This is a genomic window from Lysinibacillus sp. fkY74-1 (assembly GCF_053165895.1).
The window spans coordinates 3,850,439-3,873,310 of the sequence record NZ_CP170173.1; the positions used below are offsets into that span (position 1 = coordinate 3,850,439).

Annotated in this window: 18 protein-coding genes, 16 tRNA genes and 2 rRNA genes; 8 read left to right on the plus strand and 28 right to left on the minus strand. The window is 39.5% G+C overall.

Annotation, left to right across the window (positions count from 1 at the left end; translation table 11 throughout):
- Positions 1-22 precede the first annotated feature (22 nt).
- The 3 genes from ACE1MS_RS19040 to ACE1MS_RS19050 all read left to right on the plus strand — a co-directional run bounded on the left by ACE1MS_RS19040 (position 23) and on the right by ACE1MS_RS19050 (position 3,122).
- Positions 23-712: a B3/B4 domain-containing protein gene (locus ACE1MS_RS19040; RefSeq protein ID WP_099806322.1), complete on the plus strand. Its 690-nt coding sequence runs from the start codon at positions 23-25 to the stop codon at positions 710-712.
- 15 nt (positions 713-727) lie between these two features.
- Positions 728-1,237, plus strand: a complete 510-nt coding sequence (locus tag ACE1MS_RS19045; protein WP_031418234.1) for a hypothetical protein — start codon at positions 728-730, stop codon at positions 1,235-1,237.
- A 298-nt stretch (positions 1,238-1,535) separates the two neighbouring features.
- The gene (locus ACE1MS_RS19050) at positions 1,536-3,122 is read left to right on the plus strand and encodes a catalase (RefSeq protein ID WP_012292141.1); all 1,587 of its coding nucleotides are present in this window, start codon (positions 1,536-1,538) and stop codon (positions 3,120-3,122) included.
- A gap of 47 nt (positions 3,123-3,169) precedes the next feature.
- Here ACE1MS_RS19050 and ACE1MS_RS19055 read toward each other — a convergent pair whose 3' ends face one another.
- From ACE1MS_RS19055 to nagB, 3 genes are all read right to left on the minus strand, one after another.
- Positions 3,170-3,571, minus strand: a complete 402-nt coding sequence (locus ACE1MS_RS19055; protein ID WP_031418233.1) for a cytidine deaminase — start codon at positions 3,569-3,571, stop codon at positions 3,170-3,172.
- Positions 3,572-3,593: 22 nt separating this feature from the next.
- Positions 3,594-4,502: a S66 peptidase family protein gene (locus ACE1MS_RS19060; RefSeq protein ID WP_012292139.1), complete on the minus strand. Its 909-nt coding sequence runs from the start codon at positions 4,500-4,502 to the stop codon at positions 3,594-3,596.
- A gap of 290 nt (positions 4,503-4,792) precedes the next feature.
- Positions 4,793-5,506, minus strand: a complete 714-nt coding sequence (nagB, locus tag ACE1MS_RS19065; protein ID WP_012292138.1) for a glucosamine-6-phosphate deaminase — start codon at positions 5,504-5,506, stop codon at positions 4,793-4,795.
- 186 nt (positions 5,507-5,692) lie between these two features.
- Between nagB and ACE1MS_RS19070 the strand changes: the two genes are divergently transcribed.
- Positions 5,693-6,439, plus strand: a complete 747-nt coding sequence (locus ACE1MS_RS19070; protein WP_012292137.1) for an arylamine N-acetyltransferase family protein — start codon at positions 5,693-5,695, stop codon at positions 6,437-6,439.
- A gap of 40 nt (positions 6,440-6,479) precedes the next feature.
- Here the strand turns inward: ACE1MS_RS19070 and ACE1MS_RS19075 are convergent, their stop codons facing one another.
- Both ACE1MS_RS19075 and ACE1MS_RS19080 read right to left on the minus strand, forming a co-directional pair.
- On the minus strand, positions 6,480-7,565 hold the full coding sequence (locus tag ACE1MS_RS19075; protein WP_447402563.1) for an S-layer homology domain-containing protein: 1,086 nt from the start codon (positions 7,563-7,565) through the stop codon (positions 6,480-6,482).
- 82 nt (positions 7,566-7,647) lie between these two features.
- Complete coding sequence (locus tag ACE1MS_RS19080) at positions 7,648-8,007, minus strand: VOC family protein (RefSeq protein ID WP_031418229.1); 360 nt, start codon at positions 8,005-8,007, stop codon at positions 7,648-7,650.
- A gap of 162 nt (positions 8,008-8,169) precedes the next feature.
- Here ACE1MS_RS19080 and ACE1MS_RS19085 point away from each other — a divergent pair, with 162 nt between their 5' ends.
- From ACE1MS_RS19085 to ACE1MS_RS19095, 3 genes are read left to right on the plus strand one after another with little or no spacing between them, the layout of a single operon-like run.
- Entirely contained in the window at positions 8,170-8,766 is a 597-nt protein-coding gene (locus ACE1MS_RS19085) for a TetR/AcrR family transcriptional regulator (RefSeq protein ID WP_036165440.1), read from the plus strand.
- Positions 8,767-9,468, plus strand: a complete 702-nt coding sequence (locus ACE1MS_RS19090; protein WP_012292133.1) for an SGNH/GDSL hydrolase family protein — start codon at positions 8,767-8,769, stop codon at positions 9,466-9,468.
- A 3-nt stretch (positions 9,469-9,471) separates the two neighbouring features.
- Positions 9,472-10,281: an SDR family NAD(P)-dependent oxidoreductase gene (locus ACE1MS_RS19095; protein ID WP_447402564.1), complete on the plus strand. Its 810-nt coding sequence runs from the start codon at positions 9,472-9,474 to the stop codon at positions 10,279-10,281.
- Positions 10,282-10,300: 19 nt separating this feature from the next.
- On the opposite strand, the gene ACE1MS_RS19100 is transcribed toward ACE1MS_RS19095, so the two are convergent.
- The 5 genes from ACE1MS_RS19100 to ACE1MS_RS19120 form a co-directional block, all read right to left on the minus strand.
- Entirely contained in the window at positions 10,301-10,996 is a 696-nt protein-coding gene (locus ACE1MS_RS19100; protein WP_012292131.1) for an ABC transporter ATP-binding protein, read from the minus strand.
- Between the two features lie 2 nt (positions 10,997-10,998).
- A complete protein-coding gene (locus ACE1MS_RS19105; RefSeq protein ID WP_031418223.1) occupies positions 10,999-12,030 on the minus strand; it encodes an ABC transporter permease in 1,032 nt (343 codons plus the stop codon).
- A gap of 160 nt (positions 12,031-12,190) precedes the next feature.
- Positions 12,191-12,997: a phosphotransferase family protein gene (locus tag ACE1MS_RS19110; RefSeq protein WP_447402565.1), complete on the minus strand. Its 807-nt coding sequence runs from the start codon at positions 12,995-12,997 to the stop codon at positions 12,191-12,193.
- A gap of 167 nt (positions 12,998-13,164) precedes the next feature.
- Entirely contained in the window at positions 13,165-13,434 is a 270-nt protein-coding gene (locus ACE1MS_RS19115) for a hypothetical protein (RefSeq protein WP_325881841.1), read from the minus strand.
- Positions 13,435-14,805: 1,371 nt separating this feature from the next.
- Entirely contained in the window at positions 14,806-16,026 is a 1,221-nt protein-coding gene (locus ACE1MS_RS19120; protein ID WP_227256887.1) for a helix-turn-helix domain-containing protein, read from the minus strand.
- A gap of 135 nt (positions 16,027-16,161) precedes the next feature.
- Here ACE1MS_RS19120 and ACE1MS_RS19125 point away from each other — a divergent pair, with 135 nt between their 5' ends.
- On the plus strand, positions 16,162-17,457 hold the full coding sequence (locus ACE1MS_RS19125) for a S8 family peptidase (protein WP_447402566.1): 1,296 nt from the start codon (positions 16,162-16,164) through the stop codon (positions 17,455-17,457).
- Between the two features lie 586 nt (positions 17,458-18,043).
- On the opposite strand, the gene ACE1MS_RS19130 is transcribed toward ACE1MS_RS19125, so the two are convergent.
- From ACE1MS_RS19130 to ACE1MS_RS19215, 18 genes are all read right to left on the minus strand, one after another.
- Positions 18,044-18,124: transfer RNA gene (locus ACE1MS_RS19130), tRNA-Leu, on the minus strand.
- Positions 18,125-18,171: 47 nt separating this feature from the next.
- Positions 18,172-18,245 (minus strand) — tRNA-Cys (locus ACE1MS_RS19135).
- A gap of 8 nt (positions 18,246-18,253) precedes the next feature.
- Positions 18,254-18,328: transfer RNA gene (locus ACE1MS_RS19140), tRNA-Gly, on the minus strand.
- A 6-nt stretch (positions 18,329-18,334) separates the two neighbouring features.
- Positions 18,335-18,409: transfer RNA gene (locus ACE1MS_RS19145), tRNA-Gln, on the minus strand.
- 4 nt (positions 18,410-18,413) lie between these two features.
- Positions 18,414-18,489: transfer RNA gene (locus tag ACE1MS_RS19150), tRNA-His, on the minus strand.
- 44 nt (positions 18,490-18,533) lie between these two features.
- Positions 18,534-18,609 (minus strand) — tRNA-His (locus ACE1MS_RS19155).
- 12 nt (positions 18,610-18,621) lie between these two features.
- Positions 18,622-18,695: transfer RNA gene (locus ACE1MS_RS19160), tRNA-Trp, on the minus strand.
- A 23-nt stretch (positions 18,696-18,718) separates the two neighbouring features.
- Positions 18,719-18,802 (minus strand) — tRNA-Tyr (locus ACE1MS_RS19165).
- Between the two features lie 9 nt (positions 18,803-18,811).
- Positions 18,812-18,887: transfer RNA gene (locus ACE1MS_RS19170), tRNA-Thr, on the minus strand.
- Positions 18,888-18,897: 10 nt separating this feature from the next.
- Positions 18,898-18,970, minus strand: a tRNA-Phe gene (locus ACE1MS_RS19175).
- A gap of 16 nt (positions 18,971-18,986) precedes the next feature.
- Positions 18,987-19,062, minus strand: a tRNA-Asp gene (locus tag ACE1MS_RS19180).
- 3 nt (positions 19,063-19,065) lie between these two features.
- Positions 19,066-19,142, minus strand: a tRNA-Met gene (locus ACE1MS_RS19185).
- A gap of 25 nt (positions 19,143-19,167) precedes the next feature.
- Positions 19,168-19,243, minus strand: a tRNA-Val gene (locus ACE1MS_RS19190).
- Positions 19,244-19,262: 19 nt separating this feature from the next.
- Positions 19,263-19,337 (minus strand) — tRNA-Glu (locus ACE1MS_RS19195).
- A gap of 24 nt (positions 19,338-19,361) precedes the next feature.
- A tRNA-Ser gene (locus ACE1MS_RS19200) sits at positions 19,362-19,453 on the minus strand.
- A gap of 5 nt (positions 19,454-19,458) precedes the next feature.
- A tRNA-Asn gene (locus tag ACE1MS_RS19205) sits at positions 19,459-19,535 on the minus strand.
- A 16-nt stretch (positions 19,536-19,551) separates the two neighbouring features.
- Positions 19,552-19,667: ribosomal RNA gene (gene rrf / locus ACE1MS_RS19210) — 5S ribosomal RNA — on the minus strand.
- Between the two features lie 112 nt (positions 19,668-19,779).
- Positions 19,780-22,707: ribosomal RNA gene (locus ACE1MS_RS19215) — 23S ribosomal RNA — on the minus strand.
- Between the last annotated feature and the right edge of the window lie 165 nt (positions 22,708-22,872).

Here is a 22,872-nt window from a genome sequence, read left to right on the forward strand (position 1 = left end):
TAGATAAAGTAGGTGATGTTCTTTGGAAATTTCCATTAATGAATCTCTATTAACGCAACATCCCGAGCTAAAAATCGGCATTATTCATTATACCAAAATTGTTGTAGCAGAATCCCCTCAAATGATTAAAGGTCGGATGCAATTGTATCAAGAAAACCTTTTTCTAGACATGCAGGATTTTCCTGTGAACCAGCGTGAGGGTATTGCTGAATGGCGGGTATTTTGGAAAAAGCTAGGTGCCGATCCAAATCGTTATCGACACTCAGCAGAAAGTCTTATGCGGCGAATTAGTAAACAAAACTATGTAACACCATTTCATTCTGCTGTAGATTTAAATAACTTCTTCTCTCTTCAATATGAAATTCCAGTTGGTCTATATGATATAGCCTTTATGAAAGGATATGTAGAAATAGCTCTTGGCCATGAAGACATTGGTTATGAGGGTTTAAATGGGCGTTTTAATACATTCAACAAGATCCTCTACAGTCGTGATGAGAAGGGAGCATTTGGTTCTCCATTTGTCGATTCTAAACGTACAGCCGTTACAGAGGATACGACTGAGGCGCTACAGATTTTTTATCTCAGACCCTCTTTAACACATGAAGCAGCGAATGACCTTTTGGCGTCAGCAGGCAAAATGTTTAACCAAATTCATGGAGGTGACTATCAAATTGCCCTCCTATCAAACAATGCACCATCTACAAGTTTATAAAAAGGACGTGTTTGCGTGATCAATCTTGCAGAAGCTGTTAAACTAAAAAGTATTTTAGGAAAAAAAACACAAGAGCTTATTAGTGAATTACATCGTAGTGCTTTTGTGACAGTAGAAAAGGGACAGACTCCTAAAACAAGTAACCGTGCACTCCCCCTTATCGAAACCGAATTGGCACAAGTTCGTCTAGATACCCGTACACTAGATCGTCTAGTATATGAAGCAAACATCCAAAACACAGTAGAATTTAAAGATCAGAAACTCGCACTAGTAGAAGCTATCGAATTAGCTACACAGCTTCGTGCTGAGGCTGAGTTATGTAAAGAATTTAGTATGCGGGAAAAAGAAAGTGTTCGTTTTGGCTATGGTGATGGAGCAATGCTATACGAGATTGCATTATATGAGCCTGACGACTATCGGGAGCGCGCAATGAAGCTTGAAAAAGAGGCACATAAATTATCCAATCTTATTAATTCAAAAAATTACAGTATACAAATTAACTTTGATGATTCCCGCTATTTCTAGTCTCGGGGCGGTGAGACTCCAAACCGAGTTGGATGTGCTGTTTTCAAATTTAGCTTTACGGCTAATTAGATTAAAACCAATAACAAGTTACCTGTTACTGTATGACCCATGACTAATGACCAACTATAGGTAAAGGCCATACTCAAAAAACTTGATTCCATTTGAAAACACCATCCAAGGCTCTCCTACATTTATGTATGGAGAGCTTTTTTTATTAGCGAATATGTAAAAATTCCCTATGTCTAAATTACCCCTTTCAAGGACAAAATGGACGTATCTATTGGAAAGGGGTCATACGATGACGCAGAAAAATGATTCAACACATGATCAAGATACAACATTGACAAATCGACAGGGGCATCCCATTACTAACAATCAAAATTTACGAACAGTCAGTAATCGCGGTCCTGCAACACTTGAAAATTATGATTTTCTAGAGAAGATAAGTCATTTTGACAGGGAGCGAGTACCGGAACGAGTTGTTCATGCTCGCGGTGCTGGTGCACATGGTTATTTTGAAACATATGGTGTTGTAGGCAATGAACCTATTTCTAAATATACTCGGGCAAAGGTCTTTCAGGATAAAGGAAAAAAAACACCTGTATTTGTCCGTTTTTCAACGGTTATACATGGTGGACACTCTCCTGAAACATTACGAGATCCACGAGGCTTTGCTGTAAAATTTTATACAGAGGATGGCAACTGGGATTTAGTTGGTAATAATTTAAAAATCTTCTTTATCCGTGATGCCATGAAATTCCCTGACATGATTCATGCATTTAAGCCTGATCCTATTACTAATATTCAGAACGTTGAACGTTTCTTTGATTTTTGTGCTAGCTCACCAGAATCCTTCCATATGGTTACATTTGTATATTCACCTTGGGGTATTCCAGCTAACTATCGTATGATGCAGGGCTCTGGCGTCAATACGTATAAGTGGGTTAATCAGGAAGGCAAAGGGGTCCTCGTCAAATATCACTGGGAGCCACTTCAGGGCATTAAAAACTTAACACAAAAAGAAGCAGAAGAAATTCAGCAGAAAAATTTTAATCATGCCACACAGGATTTATATGATGCGATTGAACGTGAAGAATTTCCTGAATGGGAGTTACATGTTCAAATTATGGAGGATGGTCCACATCCTGAGCTTGATTTTGATCCATTGGATGACACAAAGCTTTGGCCAAACGATCAATTCCCATGGTATCCAGTCGGTAAAATGGTGTTAAACAAAAATCCTGAGGACTATTTTGCAGAGGTAGAACAAGCTACTTTCGGTACGGGCGTACTAGTCGATGGCTTAGATTTCTCTGATGATAAAATGTTGCAAGGTCGTACATTCTCTTATTCGGATACACAGCGTCATCGTGTAGGAGCTAACTATCTTCAATTACCAATTAATGCGCCAAAAAAACGTGTAGCAACCAATCAAAGCGGTGGGCAAATGATGTATAAACGGGATTTAGCACCTGGTCAAAATCCACATATTAATTATGAGCCCTCCATGTTAAATGGCTTAAAGGAAGCAACACAGGATGGTAAGGAATATACTCCATATGTAGAAGGCAACCTTGTTCGAGAATCCATTGACCGTCAAAGTAATACCAAGCAAGCTGGCGAAACTTATCGTAACTTTGAGCAATGGGAGCGCGATGAATTGCTTGCCAATTTAATTCGTGATTTATCGGTCTGTCATATGGAGATACAAAATGCCATGATTGCACTTGCGGAAGAAGCAGATGAAGAATATGGTCGTTTGCTAAAAGAAGGGTTGCATAAGGCTAGAAAGGAATCCTCAACTTCAAAGCCACTTGGCAATATTGATGGAGATCAAGCCCCTCAAAATGCGATAGATAAAGGCCATAATGCTGAGCCTTATTAAGGCAAACGTAAAAAGACATTACATTTTTATGTAACGTCTTTTTTGCATTATTGTTCATAGGCCTTATACCAATGATAGGGTTGTATCTCTTTTAAAGTTTTAAATAGTAGTGTATCGTCTGTATTCGTAACTGCTGCTTTCACATTCTCTCCCCAATAAAAGAGTCTTTCTTGGCAGACCCCACAGGGTGTCAGTACTACGAATTTAGATTTTTCATTTTCTCTAGCAACACAAATCGAATGTGTCACCTTTGTATTCAATTTATGTGCCTCCAGAATAGCACCCGTTTCCATACATAATTCAGTAGCTGCATTGATGACCTCTGGTGCAACACTAGTTAAAATATGCCCGTCCTCCGAATACAAAGCCGCCGCTCCACCCCATCCTGACGGATATCTTTTCTCCACTAATTGGACGGCTGCCTCATAGAGTTTTTTCTCAATATCCATATCATTTAACATCTCCCTATAGTCAATACACACCTGGTAATATCTTCAACACTTTTTCCTCTGCATCTAAATAGGCGTCTACCCCCAAGGGAATGCCTACATTGGTTGATTCATGTCCTATTTTAAAACCTGCCACAACAGGAATACCTAAGTCTCCAAAATACTCTTTCATTAAATTATGTAAGGCTGTTTCATTCGCTTCTGTTTGTGTAAAGGAACCAATGACAACACCTGCTAGTTGCTCAATTTTCCTAGCTTGCTTTAATTGCTGTAACATCGAATCAATATTAGGAATGGATTCTGCTAACTCCTCTATCAATAAAATCTTACCTTCTGTTTGTATCTCAAATTTAGTGCCTAATGTGCTGACAAGACGATACAGATTTCCTCCTATTAATTCACCGCGTGCCACCCCTCCAGCAATGGTTGTTAAAGGAGAAATTGACTCCGTGTATTGTATTTCAATGGGGGAAAATAATTGTACAAACATTTTCTTCGATAGTTCATCCATTTTATTGGCCGCCATTAACATAGGTCCATGGAATGTTACTAAATTGGCGTACTCATTGATCGCACAATGCAAATAGGTAATATCTGAAAAGCCCCAGAAAATTTTTGGATTTTCCTCTAATAACGTATAATCAATTTTTTCAGCTATGCGAGCAGAGCCATAGCCACCCTTTACACAAAAAATAGCTTTCACTTCAGGATTTTTTACCATTTCATGAAAATCAGCTAGCCTAACTTCATCACTACCAGCTAAATAATCATGCGTTGCATGGATCGTATCCCCTACAATATAGTGAAGACCCAACTCGTCTAAAAAAGATAATGCGTCCCCTAGCTTTTCATGATTTACTACACTTGATAGGGCAACTACACCAACTAGATCTCCCTTTTGTAAACGTGGTACGGTATTTTTCACGTTCATTCCTCCTCTTATTTTCCTTAAGCTTGCCTCTATACTGATGTGAGGCACTTATCTATTATTGCCTCTTCTTCCCATGATTCTATACGATCATTTACTTCTTGAGGAGAAACTATCGACATTCTAGCGATAGGAACCTTCAGACTCTTGAACAGTAACCTTTCTCTTCAACAAGGTTGATTTAATTGTTATTGTAGCAGTAATTTGCTGGAGCGTATATTCCTTGCTCATATGGTAATCAGAAAAACAAGAAAGCAAAGACTTCAATCATAAGAAGGCTTTGCTTTTTATTGTTAATTGGTACCGCCATAAATAATCGTGACGTTAGGATGTTTTAATAATTGGCTTGCAGGGAAATCTTCAGTAATATGGCCACTTTTTAATTTTTGGATGGCCTCCATCTTCTTTTCACCAAAGGCAATCAGGACAATTTCCTTCGCCTTCATAATCGATTGAATGCCCATCGTAATGGCATGTATTGGGACATCTGCTGCGTCATCAAAGTAAATCGCATTTTCTGTTCTTGTCGATTCCGTTAATTCAACAATATTCGTCATCGAATCGAACGGTGTACCTGGCTCATTAAAACCTATATGACCATTTACGCCAATTCCAAGAAGCTGTAAATCAATACCTCCTGCTGCATCAATCCTTGCATCATATGCCTTGCATTCAGCAGCTAAATCCTCTGCCTCACCATTTGGCAAATGTATATTTTCTTGTTTAATATTTACACCATTAAATAGATTGTTGTGCATGAAAGTCCAATAACTTGCAGGACTTGAGCGCTTAAGACCTACATATTCGTCTAAATTAAAAGTTTGTACATCCTTAAATGTTAATTGACCGGCTTGATATCGCGCTACTAATTCTTTATACATTCCTACAGGTGAACCACCAGTTGCTAATCCTAGAACACTATTGGGCTTCTTCTGTATTTGCTTTAAAAAAATATTTGCGGCCACTTCGCTCATTTCGTCATATGTATTGACTTCGATCCATTTCATTTTCCTTATCATACCTACCTTAATTTCTTATTCATTAACTATACTGGGAAATATTTCACTTTATAGTAGCTAATATATTAATTCTACAAGTTATTTAGCTATTTTTCTATCATTTCCCTCTTAATATTATGCGTGTATTCTGATGCTGTTTCGGTTATGTTATTAATAAGGAAGTGAGGCGATTTTATGAATGCACAGATTCAGCAATATTTACAGCATATTCAATTTCAAGGAACCTTAGAGCCTACCGTCCAACTACTTGGACAGCTACAAACAAAGCATCTATTGACGATTCCCTATGAAAATTTAGATGTTGCCTTGAACCTCGGTATCTCATTCTCTATTCCTGATTTATTTCAAAAGATTATTATAGAAAGACGTGGGGGCAATTGTTTTGAACTGAATATTTTATTTAGCTGGCTTTTACGGGAGCTCGGCTTTTCAGTTACCAATCGCTATGCTCAGTTTTGGCGTAATGTTGAAGAACACTCTCCTCCTGAAGATATACCCATGCACCAGCTATTACTAGTAAAAGATGCAAAACAATCCTATATTTCAGATGTAGGCGTTGGTGCTTTAGCGCCTTGTAAACCAGTACCGTTAATAGCAGGATATCAGCATCGCGAAGGCCGAGAATTGTATAAAGTAGAGTATGATGAAGAAAATGGTTGGATGCTTTTTGAACTAACCAAGCAACAATGGCGTTTGCTTTATTGTTTTCATGATGATGCAAATGATGCAAAATTTGCCCCACGACTCTCTAAACAAAAAAATAAAATTGCCATGATTCGAACTACTCGTGGACGTCACACGATGATGAACAATGAATTTAGAATTTACGAAGGGCAATCCTTAACTACCTATACAACAAACACTGAGAAGGAATGGCTGCAAGCTCTACAGCGCTTTTTTCATATCTCTTTACAACAATAAAGGAAAGCGAGTCCATCAGTGGCTTGCTTTCCTTTCCTGATTATTTCATTGTCCGATTGAATAGTTCAAATACAACTTTATCATTGTGTAGTTCCTTGACTAAACCAATATCATCTACGAAATAATAAGTTTTTACCACATCACTATATACTGACCTTTTCTCTACTATAATTACACCCGTATATTGCACTTCTCCAGCTTGTACTGTACCATTCGTTGATTTTACAGTTACTCGTTCTCCTGCAGTAACCCCTGGATCATCTTCATGTAAAATAACCCCTATTCTAAGTGGTAGTTCCATATATAAATCATAATGTGTATTAGCGTCACTAGCAATGGCTTGACCATATACACGATCATGACCATATAAAAGCTCATCAGAAAGAGTTTGTCCTGTGCTAATATTTTTGACTGTCCATACATCATTTTTACCGTCATGTTGCTTATATCGATAGCTCAAGGTATACCGCTTATGGTCACTTAAAGAATAATAGCCATACGTATAAACAAACGCGGGGTCCTTTAGCAAACTAGGCTTAGAAAGAGTCAATGCTCGCGCTAAAAAAGCTGAGAAGTGGGCACGTGTAACAGGAGCATTAGGTTTAAACTCACCATTCTCATAGCCCCTTACCAAATGATTATGAGCCAGTGTTAAAATTTCTTTATAACCATATGTCTGCTCCGTCACATCTGTAAAATAATAAGGATCTGACCCTTTTAATTTGAAAGCCCTATTTAGCACAATAGCCATTTCCGCTCTAGTTAACGGTGCATCTGGGTTAAATTTATGGGCTGCATCAAATATTCCTTTTTTTTGTACAGCAGCTATTTCTTTGTAGTATTTATTAGCTGGCGTTACATCCTGATAATTGGGGTTTTGTATGTTGATTGTGTTTAGCCCCAAAGCACGTGTTAGCATAACAGCTACCTGTGCTTTCGTTACATAATCATTCGGCTTGAATAACTGATTGGAATAGCCCTTCACAATATCCTGCTCTACTAAATAATGGATTTCTGTCATCAAGGTATCATCCGTTAAATCTTTAAAGCTGGCTGCCTGCACTTCCCTCGGTATTATGCCAATCGCTATCAGGATCAAACATACTAATTTCAATATGTTCCTCACATTATCCCTCCTCCATCGATTCTTTACCCATAAAGACGTGTAGTTATGCTAAAAATGAAAAAAGACTCTTCTGAAAGAGACTTTATTCGTTATTTTTATGTTGAATTAATCCAATTTCTATGCCAGTCGGATCCATCAAATAAGCAAGATAAAAGTCCTCAAACTCCATTTTTCCACGTAAAATAGTAGCCCCATTGCTGGTTGCCTGCTCAATAACTTCATCCATTGCATCCACTTCAATCTGAATTCGTGTACCATGTGGATAATCACTAGGTCCTTTGCTAATACCACCATTAATCCCAATTTTGCTTTCATGCCCAGTTGTAACTGGCCAATAATCCCAATTTGGAGCCGCTATCCTCCAGCCAAACACTTTGCTATAAAAAGCTGCCGCTTTCTTCGGTTCCTGACTATTTAATTCAAAGCCAATCACTCTTCCCATACAAATCCCCCTTTTTTAAGCATAACAAATAATTCAACAAACAATTGGAATTTCCTTCCTTTCCAACCGTATTTCAAATAAAAATTTTACCTATTTATTTAATTAGAAAATTATGTATAATTAAATTAGAACGATTGTTCAAATCATTAAAGGAGTACAACATTGAATAAAAGACGCTATGACAGTGACAAGGCAAAGCTTGAAATTATCAAACATGCCACCCAATTATTTTCTCAACATGGCTATAATCAAACATCTGTTGGCGATATTTCGAAGGTTTCTGGTTACAGTAAAGGACATATTTATTATCATTTCGAAAATAAGGAAAAGTTATTTGTGCTTTTAGCGCAGCAATCAATGAAAAATTGGCATGACAAATGGTTGCAAAAAGAATCTTCATACACCACATCAACAGAAAAATTGTATGGTATGGCCCTACATGTCCTCTATGAGTATCAAACACCTTTACTAAAATCAGGTCAGGAACTGGCATCTAATCCTAAATCAACCCCCGAATCTATACAGCAGTTATTCAATTTAGCTATTACACCTATGAATGCTTATCGTGCAATTCTTCAAGAGGGCATCGACCAAAACGAATTTGTTCATGGCGATGTAGATACTTGGACCGTCTTACTAGGCACATGGCTAGGCGGATTATGTCAGCTTACCAATACTCAACATTTGAAATCATTAGAACCACTCTTTCAACAAGCAATAACGATTTTCTTAAAAGAAATTAAAAAAGGTGGGATTTAAATGAAAGTAGGTTTAATAGGTGATAGCTTAACAGAAGGTCGTCCAGGAGTTTCATTTTATAATCTTTTAAAACTGCAATATCCTCATATTTCATTTGACAATCTTGGGAATCCAGGCGAGACGATTAAAAGTTTATTTACTCGCTTGGAAAAAACGCCACTCCAATCCTCCTATGATCTCCTTTTTCTTTGGGTAGGCGTCAATGACGTCTATTCAAAATTATTAAAGGTGCAAGCACAACCCGTGACGAAGGATCATATAGAATTCGAAGAGTACTGCCTCAAAGTATTAGAGAAAGCACATACCGCTTCTAAAAATGTTGTGCTAGTATCTCCAGCATTAGTAGGAGAAGATCTTCAAAATCACTCTAACAACGAAGTAAAAGAGCTAACGTCCGTTATGGAGTCTATTGCATTGAAATCCGGCAATGTTTATTTTGTGAATATGCAAAATCTCTTTAAAGAGCATTTAGAACATTTGGACTGCTCAAGCTTTATTAATACGAGTGTAATGAGAGTTCTACTAGATGTTTTATTTTACAAAAATCCTTTACGCATCGATAAATTATCTCAAAAAAGAGGGCTACATGTAACTATGGATGGCGTTCATTTAAATAGTAAAGGTGCTGATATAGTGGCACAGCAATATAGCTCTATCATTGAACATTATGCAAACGAAGGAGACAAAATCGGGAGGTCCTAAAAAATGAAAAAGATTGCTGTTGTTACAGGTGGTGTATCTGGGATAGGAAAGGCCATTTGCCAGGAATTAATTACTCGACATATATTTGTCATTATTGCTGATATTCAAGAACAAGAAGGTCGTATGTTAGAAGCACAGTTAAATAATGATGCTGTTCATGCAAAATTTGTACCACTAAATGTAACCGATTACAATAGTGTAGCATCTGTCATTCATGGTGTAATTGAAGAATATCATCGGATAGATTATCTGTTTAATAATGCTGGAATTGCTATGTACGGAGAGCTGGGTGAAACGACTATTGAGGATTGGAAGGAAATTATGGCTATTAATTTATGGGGTGTCATTTATGGTACTCAAATAGGTTATTCACTTATGAAAAAACAAGGTTTTGGACATATCATCAATACCTCATCAGCTGCAGGGTTAGGACCTTCTCCTTTTTCTTCTGCATACGCTACTACCAAACATGCTGTTATAGGATTAACGACCTCTCTACACTATGAGGCTGAGGAATTTGGGATTAAGGTGAGTGCCTTATGTCCAACGTTTGTGGATACACCTATTTTCGATAACGCCAAAGCGATTCATATGGATAAATCAATTATCACCAAACAATTACAGCAGCAAAAAATGATCTCACCTCAGCGAATTGCAAAAATTGCTATAGAAGGTGTTCATCAAAATAAGCCTATCATTTGTCCAATGCCAATGCGCAAAACACTGGATGTTATTTTTACTATTTTTCCTTTTCTACACAAAGCGTTAATGAGAATGGTTTGTAAAGTGAGTCGTAATGCCCGTTTAACCTAAACGCTACAAAGGCTCCCTACTAGTGGGAGCCTTGCTTATTTTGTAATACCACACCATCGCTCATTTTAATAATACGATCTGTATAAGCTAGCATCTCTTCGTCATGCGTCACTAATAATGTTGTGATACTTAAAGTTTTTGTTAATGTTCTTAATAACATCATAATTTCTTTAGAACGCTGTGAATCTAAACTTGCTGTTGGCTCATCTGCAAACAGCACTTTCGGTTGATGAATGATGGCACGTGCAATCGCTACACGTTGCTTTTCTCCCCCTGACAATGAAGAAGGATAAGCATCTTGACGATGAGCCAGCCCAACTAACTGTAATAAACGATTTACTTCATGCTTTTGTTCATGTTTCTTCAGTGGAGACCCAGCAACATCCAACATTAATAGCAGCTGTTCTTCTACGGTAAGAAAAGGTACAAGATGAGCAAACTGAAAAACAAAGCCAAATTTACTTGCACGCAGCTTTCGTACTTGTTCTTCGTTCATAGTCGTTAGATTTTGTCCCTCAAAAAGAATCTGTCCATCCGTTGCGGGTTGCAGTCCAGCAGCTATAGTTAATAGCGTACTTTTTCCTGAACCAGATGCACCTACCAATGCCGTAATCTCTCCTTCTTTTAAGGATAAATTAATACCTTTTAAAATTTCCTCTTCGACATCACCATTTTTAAACGTTTTTCTTACTTCATCAATCGTAAATAACGTCATGACTAAGCCTCCCCTTGGTGTATTGCTTGTAACGGTTCAATTTTTTTAATTTGTAGACCTGACAATGTAGCTCCCACAAAACCAATGACAAGGAACACTAACGATAGCTGCATTGTTGTACCTAAATTTAACGTAAATGGCATCCCCTTTGGCGCAACTATATTGAATAATTGACTAAGGCTGACTGATAATACTAGTGAAATAGCTGTAATAATCACCATCTGTGTCCAGATCATGTTAAACAACCTACCTGTTTTTAATCCAATTGCTTTTAGAATGCCATATAGGCCAATCTTTTGTACATTCATCATATAGAAGAAAATAGCAAACAGCATACCACTAATGACAACTAAAAACCAAATAATCATATTTAAAGACATCTGTTCCGCACTGTAACTCGGGATAGCATTCAGAAATTCTTTATTGCTATAAGACTGTAGCCCCTCAAAATCCTTGGCAGCATTGTGTGGAACAAAAATTAACTGCATATCCTGTATCCGATACATTTCCTGGTAAGCCTCTTTACTGATATAAGCAACAGGGGCATGGCTATATTTCTTTTGCTCCACAAAGCCTTTCACCTTGAACTCTCCACTATATTGATTGTTCGCTAATATATCTCCCACTTTTATTCCCTTTTCCTGTAGCGAGCTGTCTAACAGGACCTCACCTTGACGCACATTTCTAAATAGTGATGACTCTGTCGATGTGACAAAGGCCACACTTTGCTGTTTATCATCCTCATCACTTAAAAAGCCCATTTGAATAGAAAAGGCAACTGCTTCCTTCTCTTCAGACATGACTTCCTGTTGTAGATTGTTAGAGATTCTTGAAAGATTAAACGTCCCATCAGCATCCTCTGTCATGTAGAATTGCCCCTGCGGTAAGTCTTTTATTAAAGCTGCATTATCCTGTGACAAGCCATTCGCCAAACCTGAAATAATAAACGTTAAAAAACTAACTAGGAAGATGATGGAGCCCAAGATTAAAAATCGTACTTTATTTTTCTTCATTTCTTTCCAGGCAAGATTCATCCTTTATCCCTCCATTTCTTTAATTATCCTTAGCTTAAAATTGTTTCATGAACAGAGCATGAACTAATCATTAAGAATGGAAAAGAAAAAAAAGAAACGAAAACAAATAAACCGCTCTGAAGGAAAGTCATTTATCCTACAGAACGGTTTAGATCTTCATCTAAAAAAACTCATATAATCCATTTTTAAAGTAATTGTACTCGTTTTGATTAATTAACTTTCTCCCATACCCTTCATAAAAAATCTGCCTATCTCTCTCAGTTTCAAAGGCTTGTGGTTTAGGTCGTACAGCTAGCGCAAAATCGTATCGCGGATCACCGAATGCCCCACCACTCCAATCAATAATACCCGATATTTTTTGATTATGAACGAGAACATTATCGATTGTGAAATCACCGTGTATAAATGTTTGCTGAATAGGTTCTGGTTTATTCCTTTTTAAATCATCTAACAACTCTGAAGTACCATCCACCTCAAAATTTTTCAGATTAAACTCGGCCAGACCTAACATATCATCAATCCAAACTGAGGCAGTACTCTTTTTTACTTCCTGTGGGCATGGCATTGAATGAATGGCTGAAAGGACCTTTCCATAATGAAAGATGATTGCATGCCTGTTTTCCTCTTTGGTTTCATTCTCTAACGCCTGTCTAATCGTGCTACCTTCTATATATTCCATCAATGCCCATGCCTGATTGTCTAAAGGTTGTTCAACAAAACAATATAAACGAGGGACAGGTAATGTAGAATTAGATAGACATTTTAGAACAGTCGCTTCTTTCTTTAACCATGAGCCGTATTGCTTTCCTTTTGTTCTCTTTAAAACGAAAGTGCCTCTTTCAGAAAAAAGGATTCCAACGCCTGATGTATGCCCCTGTCTTGGAAAAGAAATATGGGTAACTCCACCAACATAATCGACTATTTCTTTAGGTATTTCTGTAAGATGTATTGGCTTCAGCCTGATCACCACCTAGTTAAAAAGTTAGAACAAATATTGTAATAAAAAAACAAGAATAATAATAGAAACATTCTTGTTTTTTTCAAAATTTTTTAGTTACCTTTGTATTTCCAATTGCTAACCTAAATAACTTTAGCATGCTATAGTTTTCTTTTAATCTTATCCGTTTTATACATTTATAGTGTTTTTATATACTTTATGATGTTGGTGATATTTTCAGAATTATATTCCGTCTCTGATAAAAGATAGTATCCACTTTGCGAAAAATCAATGTGACCCAGTAAACTTTTTAAGTATGGAGAAATTAAAACCAAAACGGCATTATTTTCTAATAATTCCTCTGGAGATTCAAATCCATGAGTAACTTCTACGTTAAAAGAACTCAAATGATTCTCTTTCAATGCGTTTTCTATGCTTTTTTTTAATCTCGTTGACCTTTTCTTCAAGAAGAATCCTTCTCTATCTAAACCAGTGGCAAATCCCCTAAAACCCATTGCTAATTTCGGATAAATATAAATCGTTTTAATTATGAGCAACCCCTTCAAAAAAGATTTATAACTCTCTTCATACTAACTATTATTTCCATTTAACATATAGAAGAAAGGAATATATATTGTCACTACTATATCAATTGCTACCCTTAAACGTTTGTGCAGCACATAATTTCACATAATTATGTTGGAAGTACTGTCCTACATGGTGGAAGTGATGTTGTAGTAGCAAGGAAAACAAAAAAGACTCCACACAATTAAGTGTGAAGCTTTAATATGTAGCATTGCTCTGTTGCTCGTATAGGATACCGGTGGTCGAGACAGAGAATGCATTAAAAAGCCTTATATTTCAAGGTATTCTATCTGATGTGTGTAAAATTGGTGTAAAGTAATTTGGCAATGTAAATCTCAAAAGTACATACTTTTCTTTAAAAGTGTTATGCCTCAAGATAAGTTTTTTCACTAATTACATCTTGCCGCCCGTAAGGTGAAAGGTATTATCTTCTCTTTAACCGTATATGAAGATAGTTTGGTATATCAAAGTTTTTTTCAAATTCTGTTTGTAACATCTTTAACGAGAAATTATCCTTTCTCATTGAATTGCGGTAACAAAGTGTTAGCTCTTTGCAGGCGCACTTTTAGCAGAAATTAATTACCCAGTAACGGAAAAGTAACAATTAAATACCCCCCCCACACTCTACATACGTAGAGTGTGGGGGGTGCTACTGGGTTCAATACCTCATTCATTTCTGCCAATTTACTACTTGATAAGCTCTAGCTTTTTTGCGGCTACATCATTCTATACCATCGTCAATCAACATGATTTGATTGAAAGTTATTGAGCAATGCATGTACTTCATCTGTTGATTTCGTGTTCATCAATTGATATCTTACATTGTCCTTCATGTTACTTCTCCGCTCTTTTCAACAACTCATGGTTTTTCATTTACAGAACGCTTCCCTGAAAGTGCGAGTGTCAGGTCAAAATCAGCTATCAGGTTTCTTAACACCTGCTTGACTCCTTCTTCATCAACCAAAGGCAATCCATACATATAGGAGACCTACCAGTACTGCCTTTGCCCTAAGGCAATTGGCGTTTAATCTCGGTGGCTACGTCTAACTTATGGGCAATTTTTCAGTTGCGAAGTACCTCACATTTCGAGTTTTGAAAAACACTGTTCCTCAATCATTAGATAGAGCCACTACCTTCTCCCACTCTTGCCTTTTATAAAACCGGTGGATGAATTGGAACAGATATAATTATTACTGCAGCACTCAGTATTAAAATTGATAATCCAACATTTTTCTTCATATTCACACTCTCCTTTAAATTTCAATAAATTGCATAGCTTTCTCGAACTGCTTTTCTTGTCGATAATACTCTCCCAATAAATTAGAAAATTGTTGGTGCATTTCTTTTAATTCTTCATTATCTGCTATAAATGGAATTAACCTCCCTTCTAAAAAATCCATCGCTTTCTTTTTTTCTTCTCCTAGCAAATATAAATAAAAAGTAGCAAATAAATTAAAACTTAATTTTTTCTTATTTTTTGCTTCTTCCTTTAGAATAGTAAAGGTTTTTATACTTTTTTCCGTTTGTTCTAAGCGAAATTGCGTAACACCTAAATTATATAAGCAAAGCAGATAATGATCACAGTTCTTTGACATTAAAGAAGCGCTTTTTTCAAAGTAAATTAATGCATTTTCATATTCCCATCTCATTTGGTACAAATCCCCCAAATTGTGATATATAGCAGGTAATAGCTGCTGTTGCTGTAATAGCTCCACATTTCTCACTAAATGTTCATAGATTTCGATTGCTTCGTGAAACACTTTTCCTCGAGAGTAATTGAGTGCCAGAGACATTAATGTATAAACAATTCTTTTAAAATTAAATTGGTCCTTATAGAATTGAAGAGCTTTTTTCCCATAAATAATTGCTTGGCTTGGTTCTTCTAACCGCCCTTTTATTAAAGCGAAATGATAGTAAAACTCTCCTTCTAGTGACCCTAGTTCTGGATGTATTTGAAGTATTTGAGTTAGTTCTTTAGCTGCTTCCTCATATTTACCTTTTGTAATTAAAACTAATGCATAATAATATGAATGTAAATACCTTTCATGTTGGGAAAAATTTGGTCGGTGGGCATTTAGCCATTTTAATTGATTGTCTGCTAATTTATGCTCTTTAACAAACACATAATAACGTAACTTATAAAGTTCATATAAATAAATAGATTCTGTAAAACCTATTATTTCTTCATATTCTTTTAATCTGCTCATTGTCTCTTTTACTTTATCAATCTCTAGGTAATTTATATGTTTTTGTAAATCATTTAATAGGCAAATAATATTTTGTTCGTTATTCTCTACATCGTGAATACTAATATTTAATCGTTCTAGCAGTAGACGTATTGTCTCGCTATTTGCTTCTTTATTATTATTCTCAATTTTACTTAAATGAGGAATCGAGCAAATCCCCATCGCCACTGAATTCTGTGTCATTCCTAGCTTTGTACGATAGTACTTAATTAATGAACCAATCTTCATTTTCATAACCTCCCGTATCGAATGACTGTATTTTACATTTATTATAATCATAATTTTCCCAATAATCAAAAAACCTAAATTATGGTAGATTCAAATTGTAGTACTATAACTTAATTTGAAAAGGAGTTGGAAAGAATGAAAAAAATGAAAAGTACGTTGCTAAGTCTTTTGATTGCAGGATCAGTAATAAACCCGGTGTACGCAACAGCGATGGATAGCGAAGATAGCTTAGGAAACGACGGTGGTCAGGAGAAATTCCGTGTTTATGTTGAGGCAAACAAAAAAACAGAAAAATCAACATTAAAAACTCAATATTCTGCTCGTTGGGAATTAACAGAGAACGGATTTTCAACTGATATGAATGAAAAACAATTCGAAGCATTACAGAAGAATAAAAATTTCACAGTTACAAAAGTGCCTATCGTTACATTAGATACGATAGGTTTGGAAGACGATAGTATGGTAGAAAATGAAACTCTGGATTTGGTAACTTCTTTAAGAGCTTCTCAACAAATACCTTGGGGCATTAAAGCAATTTATAACAATGATACTTTAACATCTACAACTGGAGGAAGTGGCATTAATATTGCCGTACTCGATACGGGTGTAAATATTTCTCATCCTGACCTTGTCAATAACGTAGAGCAATGTAAAGACTTTACAGGTGCGACAACACCCATTAATAACAGCTGTACTGATAGAAACGGACATGGTACACATGTTGCTGGTACGGCCTTAGCTGATGGTGGAAGCGATCAAGCAGGCATTTACGGTGTAGCTCCAGATGCTGATCTTTGGGCTTACAAAGTGTTATTAGATAGCGGTTCTGGATACTCAGATGATATTGCTGCTGCTATTCGACATGCAGCAGATCAAGCAACAGCTACTGGTACCAAAACAATTATTAGTATGTCTCTAGGTTCTTCAGCGAATAATAGCCTCATTTCGAGTGCTGTCAATTACGCATACAGTAAAGGAATTCTAATAGTAGCTGCAGCTGGTAATTCTGGCTATGCGCAAGGAACAATTGGTTATCCGGGGGCATTACCAAATGCAATCGCCGTTGCAGCTTTAGAAAATGTACAACAAAATGGGACTTATCGTGTAGCTGACTACTCTTCACGTGGTTATATATCTACAGCTGGAGATTATGTCATCCAGGAAGGTGATATTGAAATCTCAGCTCCTGGCTCATCCGTTTATTCTACATGGTATAATGGCGGTTATAATACAATTAGCGGCACATCAATGGCTACCCCTCATGTCTCTGGTTTAGCAGCAAAAATTTGGGCTGAAAATCCGTCATTATCTAACACGCAACTACGTTCTAACTTACAAGAGAGAGCAAAATCAGTAGATATTAAAGGTGGTTATGGAGCTGCTATAGGTGATGACTACGCTTCAGGATTTGGATTTGCTCGCGTTCAATAATTTCAAAAGGTGAAGCATACTAACAATAGTAATACAAACCAAAGCTTTGGTTTGTATTGCTATTTTTTGGGTTCTAAACGTATTCACCAGTACCCCTATTACCCCCAAGTAGTATTATAGCTTCGCTTGTTATACGATATCAGCTTCAAACATATTTCTACATGTAGGGTGAACAGGTTGACCAGAAAACATTTTATCAATACCATTTGCAGTATCGTTCCCTTTAAATTCATCTTGTTGTCCACTAATACCTTCTTCATAAAAATCACCTCCAACCTTTCCATTGAAACTTACTTATTGTGTAATATATTATTTTTTTGACAATGCACCATTCACTTAAAAACTACCTTCTTTAACTAATCTTCCTACACAACTATTGCTATATTATTACGCTAACCTCGTTACCGGTGATAAGGATAGGGAATGTAGTAAAAAGCCTTATATATCAATGTCTTCTACCTGAAGTGTGTAAAATGATTTCAATTCTTATCGTATCCCCAAAAATGAAAAAAGCTCACAAACCCTGTATTATCAAGGTTTGTGAGCTTTCTAAACTTACTAAATGTAACGTATATGTACGTAATGATACCGGTGGTCGGGGTCGAACCGACACTCCAAAGGAACACGATTTTGAGTCGTGCGCGTCTGCCAATTCCGCCACACCGGCATAATGGAGATAAAAAAAATCGGATAAACCGATTAGCAGTAAAAATATGGAGGCGGCAACCGGATTTGAACCGGTGATAAAGGTGTTGCAGACCTGTGCCTTACCACTTGGCTATGCCGCCATCATACTTGGAGCGGAAGACGAGGTTCGAACTCGCGACCCCCACCTTGGCAAGGTGGTGTTCTACCACTGAACTACTTCCGCAAAAAATGGCTGGGGTACTAGGATTCGAACCTAGGCATGACGGAATCAAAATCCGTTGCCTTACCGCTTGGCTATACCCCAACTATGGGGCGACTGATGGGAATCGAACCCACGAATGCCGGAACCACAATCCGGTGCGTTAACCACTTCGCCACAATCGCCATTATATTATAGTTATTATTATGAAATTTACTTTATTCTTGAATGGGGCGACTGATGGGAATCGAACCCACGAATGCCGGAACCACAATCCGGTGCGTTAACCACTTCGCCACAATCGCCATAAAATAAATTGGCAGGGGCAGTAGGAATCGAACCCACACCAAAGGTTTTGGAGACCTCTATTCTACCGTTGAACTATGCCCCTATTTAAAAACAAAAAAATAAAACTGGTGGAGGGGGACGGATTCGAACCGCCGAACCCTAAGGAGCGGATTTACAGTCCGCCGCGTTTAGCCACTTCGCTACCCCTCCGGGAATTCATGGTGCCGGCGATAGGAGTCGAACCCACGACCTACTGATTACAAGTCAGTTGCTCTACCAACTGAGCTACACCGGCAAAAAAATGATGGGTCAGGACGGAATCGAACCGCCGACACTTAGAGCTTCAATCTAATGCTCTACCAACTGAGCTACTGACCCATATATTATAAAAAAATGGCGGTCCCGACCGGGATCGAACCGGCGATCTCCTGCGTGACAGGCAGGCATGTTAACCGCTACACCACGGGACCATTTGGTTGCGGGGGCCGGATTTGAACCAACGACCTTCGGGTTATGAGCCCGACGAGCTACCAGGCTGCTCCACCCCGCGTTAATGATATATGTTGTTTTTAAAATGGTGGAGGATGACGGGCTCGAACCGCCGACCCTCTGCTTGTAAGGCAGATGCTCTCCCAGCTGAGCTAATCCTCCATCTGGGTATAAAAATGAATGGTGACCCCTACGGGATTCGAACCCGTGTTACCGCCGTGAAAGGGCGGTGTCTTAACCACTTGACCAAGGGGCCTTCGTTTGGAATAATTAAAAGTGCTGGCGGAGAGTAAGGGATTTGAACCCTTGAGACAGTGTTAACCGCCTACACGATTTCCAATCGTGCTCCTTCGGCCACTCGGACAACTCTCCAAGAATGGCTCCGAAGGCAGGACTCGAACCTGCGACAACCTGATTAACAGTCAGGTGCTACTACCAACTGAGCTACTTCGGAATAATTTTAGTATACAGCCTAGCGACGTCCTACTCTCACAGGGGGAAGCCCCCAACTACCATCGGCGCTAAAGAGCTTAACTTCCGTGTTCGGTATGGGAACGGGTGTGACCTCTTTGCCATCATCACTAGACTATTTGAAAGACATTACTTATTATAACATATTTTATCAAAATTACAAGTATATTATAATAATTTTATTCTTTCAAAACTGGATAAACGGTTCATTGAATGCTTCAAACTTTTTGGTTAAGTCCTCGATCGATTAGTATTCGTCAGCTCCATGTGTCACCACACTTCCACCTCGAACCTATCTACCTCATCGTCTTTGAGGGATCTTACTTACTTGCGTAATGGGAAATCTCATCTTGAGGGGGGCTTCATGCTTAGATGCTTTCAGCACTTATCCCGTCCACACATAGCTACCCAGCGATGCCTTTGGCAAGACAACTGGTACACCAGCGGTGTGTCCATCCCGGTCCTCTCGTACTAAGGACAGCTCCTCTCAAATTTCCTACGCCCACGACGGATAGGGACCGAACTGTCTCACGACGTTCTGAACCCAGCTCGCGTACCGCTTTAATGGGCGAACAGCCCAACCCTTGGGACCGACTACAGCCCCAGGATGCGATGAGCCGACATCGAGGTGCCAAACCTCCCCGTCGATGTGGACTCTTGGGGGAGATAAGCCTGTTATCCCCGGGGTAGCTTTTATCCGTTGAGCGATGGCCCTTCCATGCGGAACCACCGGATCACTAAGCCCGTCTTTCGACCCTGCTCGACTTGTAGGTCTCGCAGTCAAGCTCCCTTGTGCCTTTACACTCTACGAATGATTTCCAACCATTCTGAGGGAACCTTTGGGCGCCTCCGTTACCTTTTAGGAGGCGACCGCCCCAGTCAAACTGTCCGCCTGACACTGTCTCCTGCCCCGCTAAGGGGCATGGGTTAGAATTTCAATACAACCAGGGTAGTATCCCACCGACGCCTCTTTCGAAGCTGGCGCTCCGAGATCTCTGGCTCCTACCTATCCTGTACAAGTTGTACCAAAATTCAATATCAGGCTACAGTAAAGCTCCACGGGGTCTTTCCGTCCTGTCGCGGGTAACCTGCATCTTCACAGGTACTATAATTTCACCGAGTCTCTCGTTGAGACAGTGCCCAGATCGTTACGCCTTTCGTGCGGGTCGGAACTTACCCGACAAGGAATTTCGCTACCTTAGGACCGTTATAGTTACGGCCGCCGTTTACTGGGGCTTCAATTCGCAGCTTCGCTTGCGCTAACCACTCCTCTTAACCTTCCAGCACCGGGCAGGCGTCAGCCCCTATACGTCACCTTACGGTTTTGCAGAGACCTGTGTTTTTGCTAAACAGTCGCCTGGGCCTATTCACTGCGGCTCTCATGCGCTTGCACGCTCAAGAGCACCCCTTCTCCCGAAGTTACGGGGTCATTTTGCCGAGTTCCTTAACGAGAGTTCTCTCGCACACCTTAGGATTCTCTCCTCGACTACCTGTGTCGGTTTGCGGTACGGGCACCTCTCACCTCGATAGAGGCTTTTCTTGGCAGTGTGAAATCAGGAACTTCGTCCATACGGACTCGCCATCACAGCTCAACGTTACAGTGTGCGGATTTGCCTACACACACGCCTTACTGCTTGGACGCGCATAACCAACAGCGCGCTTACCCTATCCTACTGCGTCCCCCCATTTCTCAAACGGTGAGGAGGTGGTACAGGAATATCAACCTGTTGTCCATCGCCTACGCCTATCGGCCTCGGCTTAGGTCCCGACTAACCCTGAGCGGACGAGCCTTCCTCAGGAAACCTTAGTCATACGGTGGACGGGATTCTCACCCGTCTTTCGCTACTCATACCGGCATTCTCACTTCTAAGCGCTCCACCAGTCCTTCCGGTCTGACTTCAACGCACTTAGAACGCTCTCCTACCACTGACATCGTAGATGTCAATCCACAGCTTCGGTGAATCGTTTAGCCCCGATACATTTTCGGCGCAGCGTCACTCGACCAGTGAGCTATTACGCACTCTTTAAATGATGGCTGCTTCTAAGCCAACATCCTGGTTGTCTGTGCAACGCCACATCCTTTTCCACTTAACGATTACTTTGGGACCTTAGCTGGTGGTCTGGGCTGTTTCCCTTTTGACTACGGATCTTATCACTCGCAGTCTGACTCCCGTGTATAAATATCTGGCATTCGGAGTTTGTCTGAATTCGGTAAACCGGGATGGCCCCCTAGTCCAAACAGTGCTCTACCTCCAGTATTCTCATCACGAGGCTAGCCCTAAAGCTATTTCGGAGAGAACCAGCTATCTCCAAGTTCGATTGGAATTTCTCCGCTACCCACACCTCATCCCCGCACTTTTCAACGTGCGTGGGTTCGGGCCTCCAGTAAGTGTTACCTTACCTTCACCCTGGACATGGGTAGATCACCTGGTTTCGGGTCTACGACCACGTACTACTTCGCCCTATTCAGACTCGCTTTCGCTGCGGCTCCGCCTTCTAAAACTTAACCTCGCACGTAATCGTAACTCGCCGGTTCATTCTACAAAAGGCACGCTATCACCCATTAACGGGCTCTAACTACTTGTAGGCACACGGTTTCAGGATCTCTTTCACTCCCCTTCCGGGGTGCTTTTCACCTTTCCCTCACGGTACTGGTTCACTATCGGTCACTAGGTAGTATTTAGCCTTGGGAGATGGTCCTCCCGGATTCCGACGGAATTTCACGTGTTCCGCCGTACTCAGGATCCACTCAGGAGAGAACGAACTTTCGACTACAGGGCTTTTACCTGCTCTGGCGGACCTTTCCAAGTCGCTTCATCTAACTCGCTCTTTTGTAACTCCGTATTGAGTGTCCTACAACCCCAAGAGGCAAGCCTCTTGGTTTGGGCTCTTCCCGTTTCGCTCGCCGCTACTCAGGGAATCGATTTTTCTTTCTCTTCCTCCAGGTACTTAGATGTTTCAGTTCCCTGGGTCTGCCTTCAAGACGCTATGTATTCACGTCAAGATACTACGCGATTAAACGTAGTGGGTTCCCCCATTCGGAAATCTCCGGATCAAAGCTCACTTACAGCTCCCCGAAGCATATCGGTGTTAGTGCCGTCCTTCTTCGGCTCCTAGTGCCAAGGCATTCGCCGTGCGCCCTTAATAACTTAACCTATCAGCTTTCCATACACATCACATTTCGTTGTCAGCCTCACTCGTTCAATCAGTCACGTACTGAAGTACGCTCCTTCATTTACTCGATTGCTTCCTAGAACTGCTCGTGTCTGAAAACCTTATCATGTTATTAAGCCTATAAAAAACTTAAAAAAATAAATGTG

Excerpts from the sequence above, each read along its gene's own strand:
- ACE1MS_RS19050 (WP_012292141.1), top strand. The coding sequence starts at position 1,536 with ATGACGCAGAAAAATGATTCAACACATGATCAAGATACAACATTGACA.
- ACE1MS_RS19055 (WP_031418233.1), bottom strand. The coding sequence starts at position 3,571 with ATGGATATTGAGAAAAAACTCTATGAGGCAGCCGTCCAATTAGTGGAG.
- ACE1MS_RS19060 (WP_012292139.1), bottom strand. The coding sequence starts at position 4,502 with ATGAACGTGAAAAATACCGTACCACGTTTACAAAAGGGAGATCTAGTT.
- nagB (WP_012292138.1), bottom strand. The coding sequence starts at position 5,506 with ATGAAATGGATCGAAGTCAATACATATGACGAAATGAGCGAAGTGGCC.
- ACE1MS_RS19070 (WP_012292137.1), top strand. The coding sequence starts at position 5,693 with ATGAATGCACAGATTCAGCAATATTTACAGCATATTCAATTTCAAGGA.
- ACE1MS_RS19080 (WP_031418229.1), bottom strand. The coding sequence starts at position 8,007 with ATGGGAAGAGTGATTGGCTTTGAATTAAATAGTCAGGAACCGAAGAAA.
- ACE1MS_RS19090 (WP_012292133.1), top strand. The coding sequence starts at position 8,767 with ATGAAAGTAGGTTTAATAGGTGATAGCTTAACAGAAGGTCGTCCAGGA.
- ACE1MS_RS19095 (WP_447402564.1), top strand. The coding sequence starts at position 9,472 with ATGAAAAAGATTGCTGTTGTTACAGGTGGTGTATCTGGGATAGGAAAG.
- ACE1MS_RS19100 (WP_012292131.1), bottom strand. The coding sequence starts at position 10,996 with ATGACGTTATTTACGATTGATGAAGTAAGAAAAACGTTTAAAAATGGT.
- ACE1MS_RS19105 (WP_031418223.1), bottom strand. The coding sequence starts at position 12,030 with ATGAATCTTGCCTGGAAAGAAATGAAGAAAAATAAAGTACGATTTTTA.
- ACE1MS_RS19120 (WP_227256887.1), bottom strand. The coding sequence starts at position 16,026 with ATGAAGATTGGTTCATTAATTAAGTACTATCGTACAAAGCTAGGAATG.
- ACE1MS_RS19125 (WP_447402566.1), top strand. The coding sequence starts at position 16,162 with ATGAAAAAAATGAAAAGTACGTTGCTAAGTCTTTTGATTGCAGGATCA.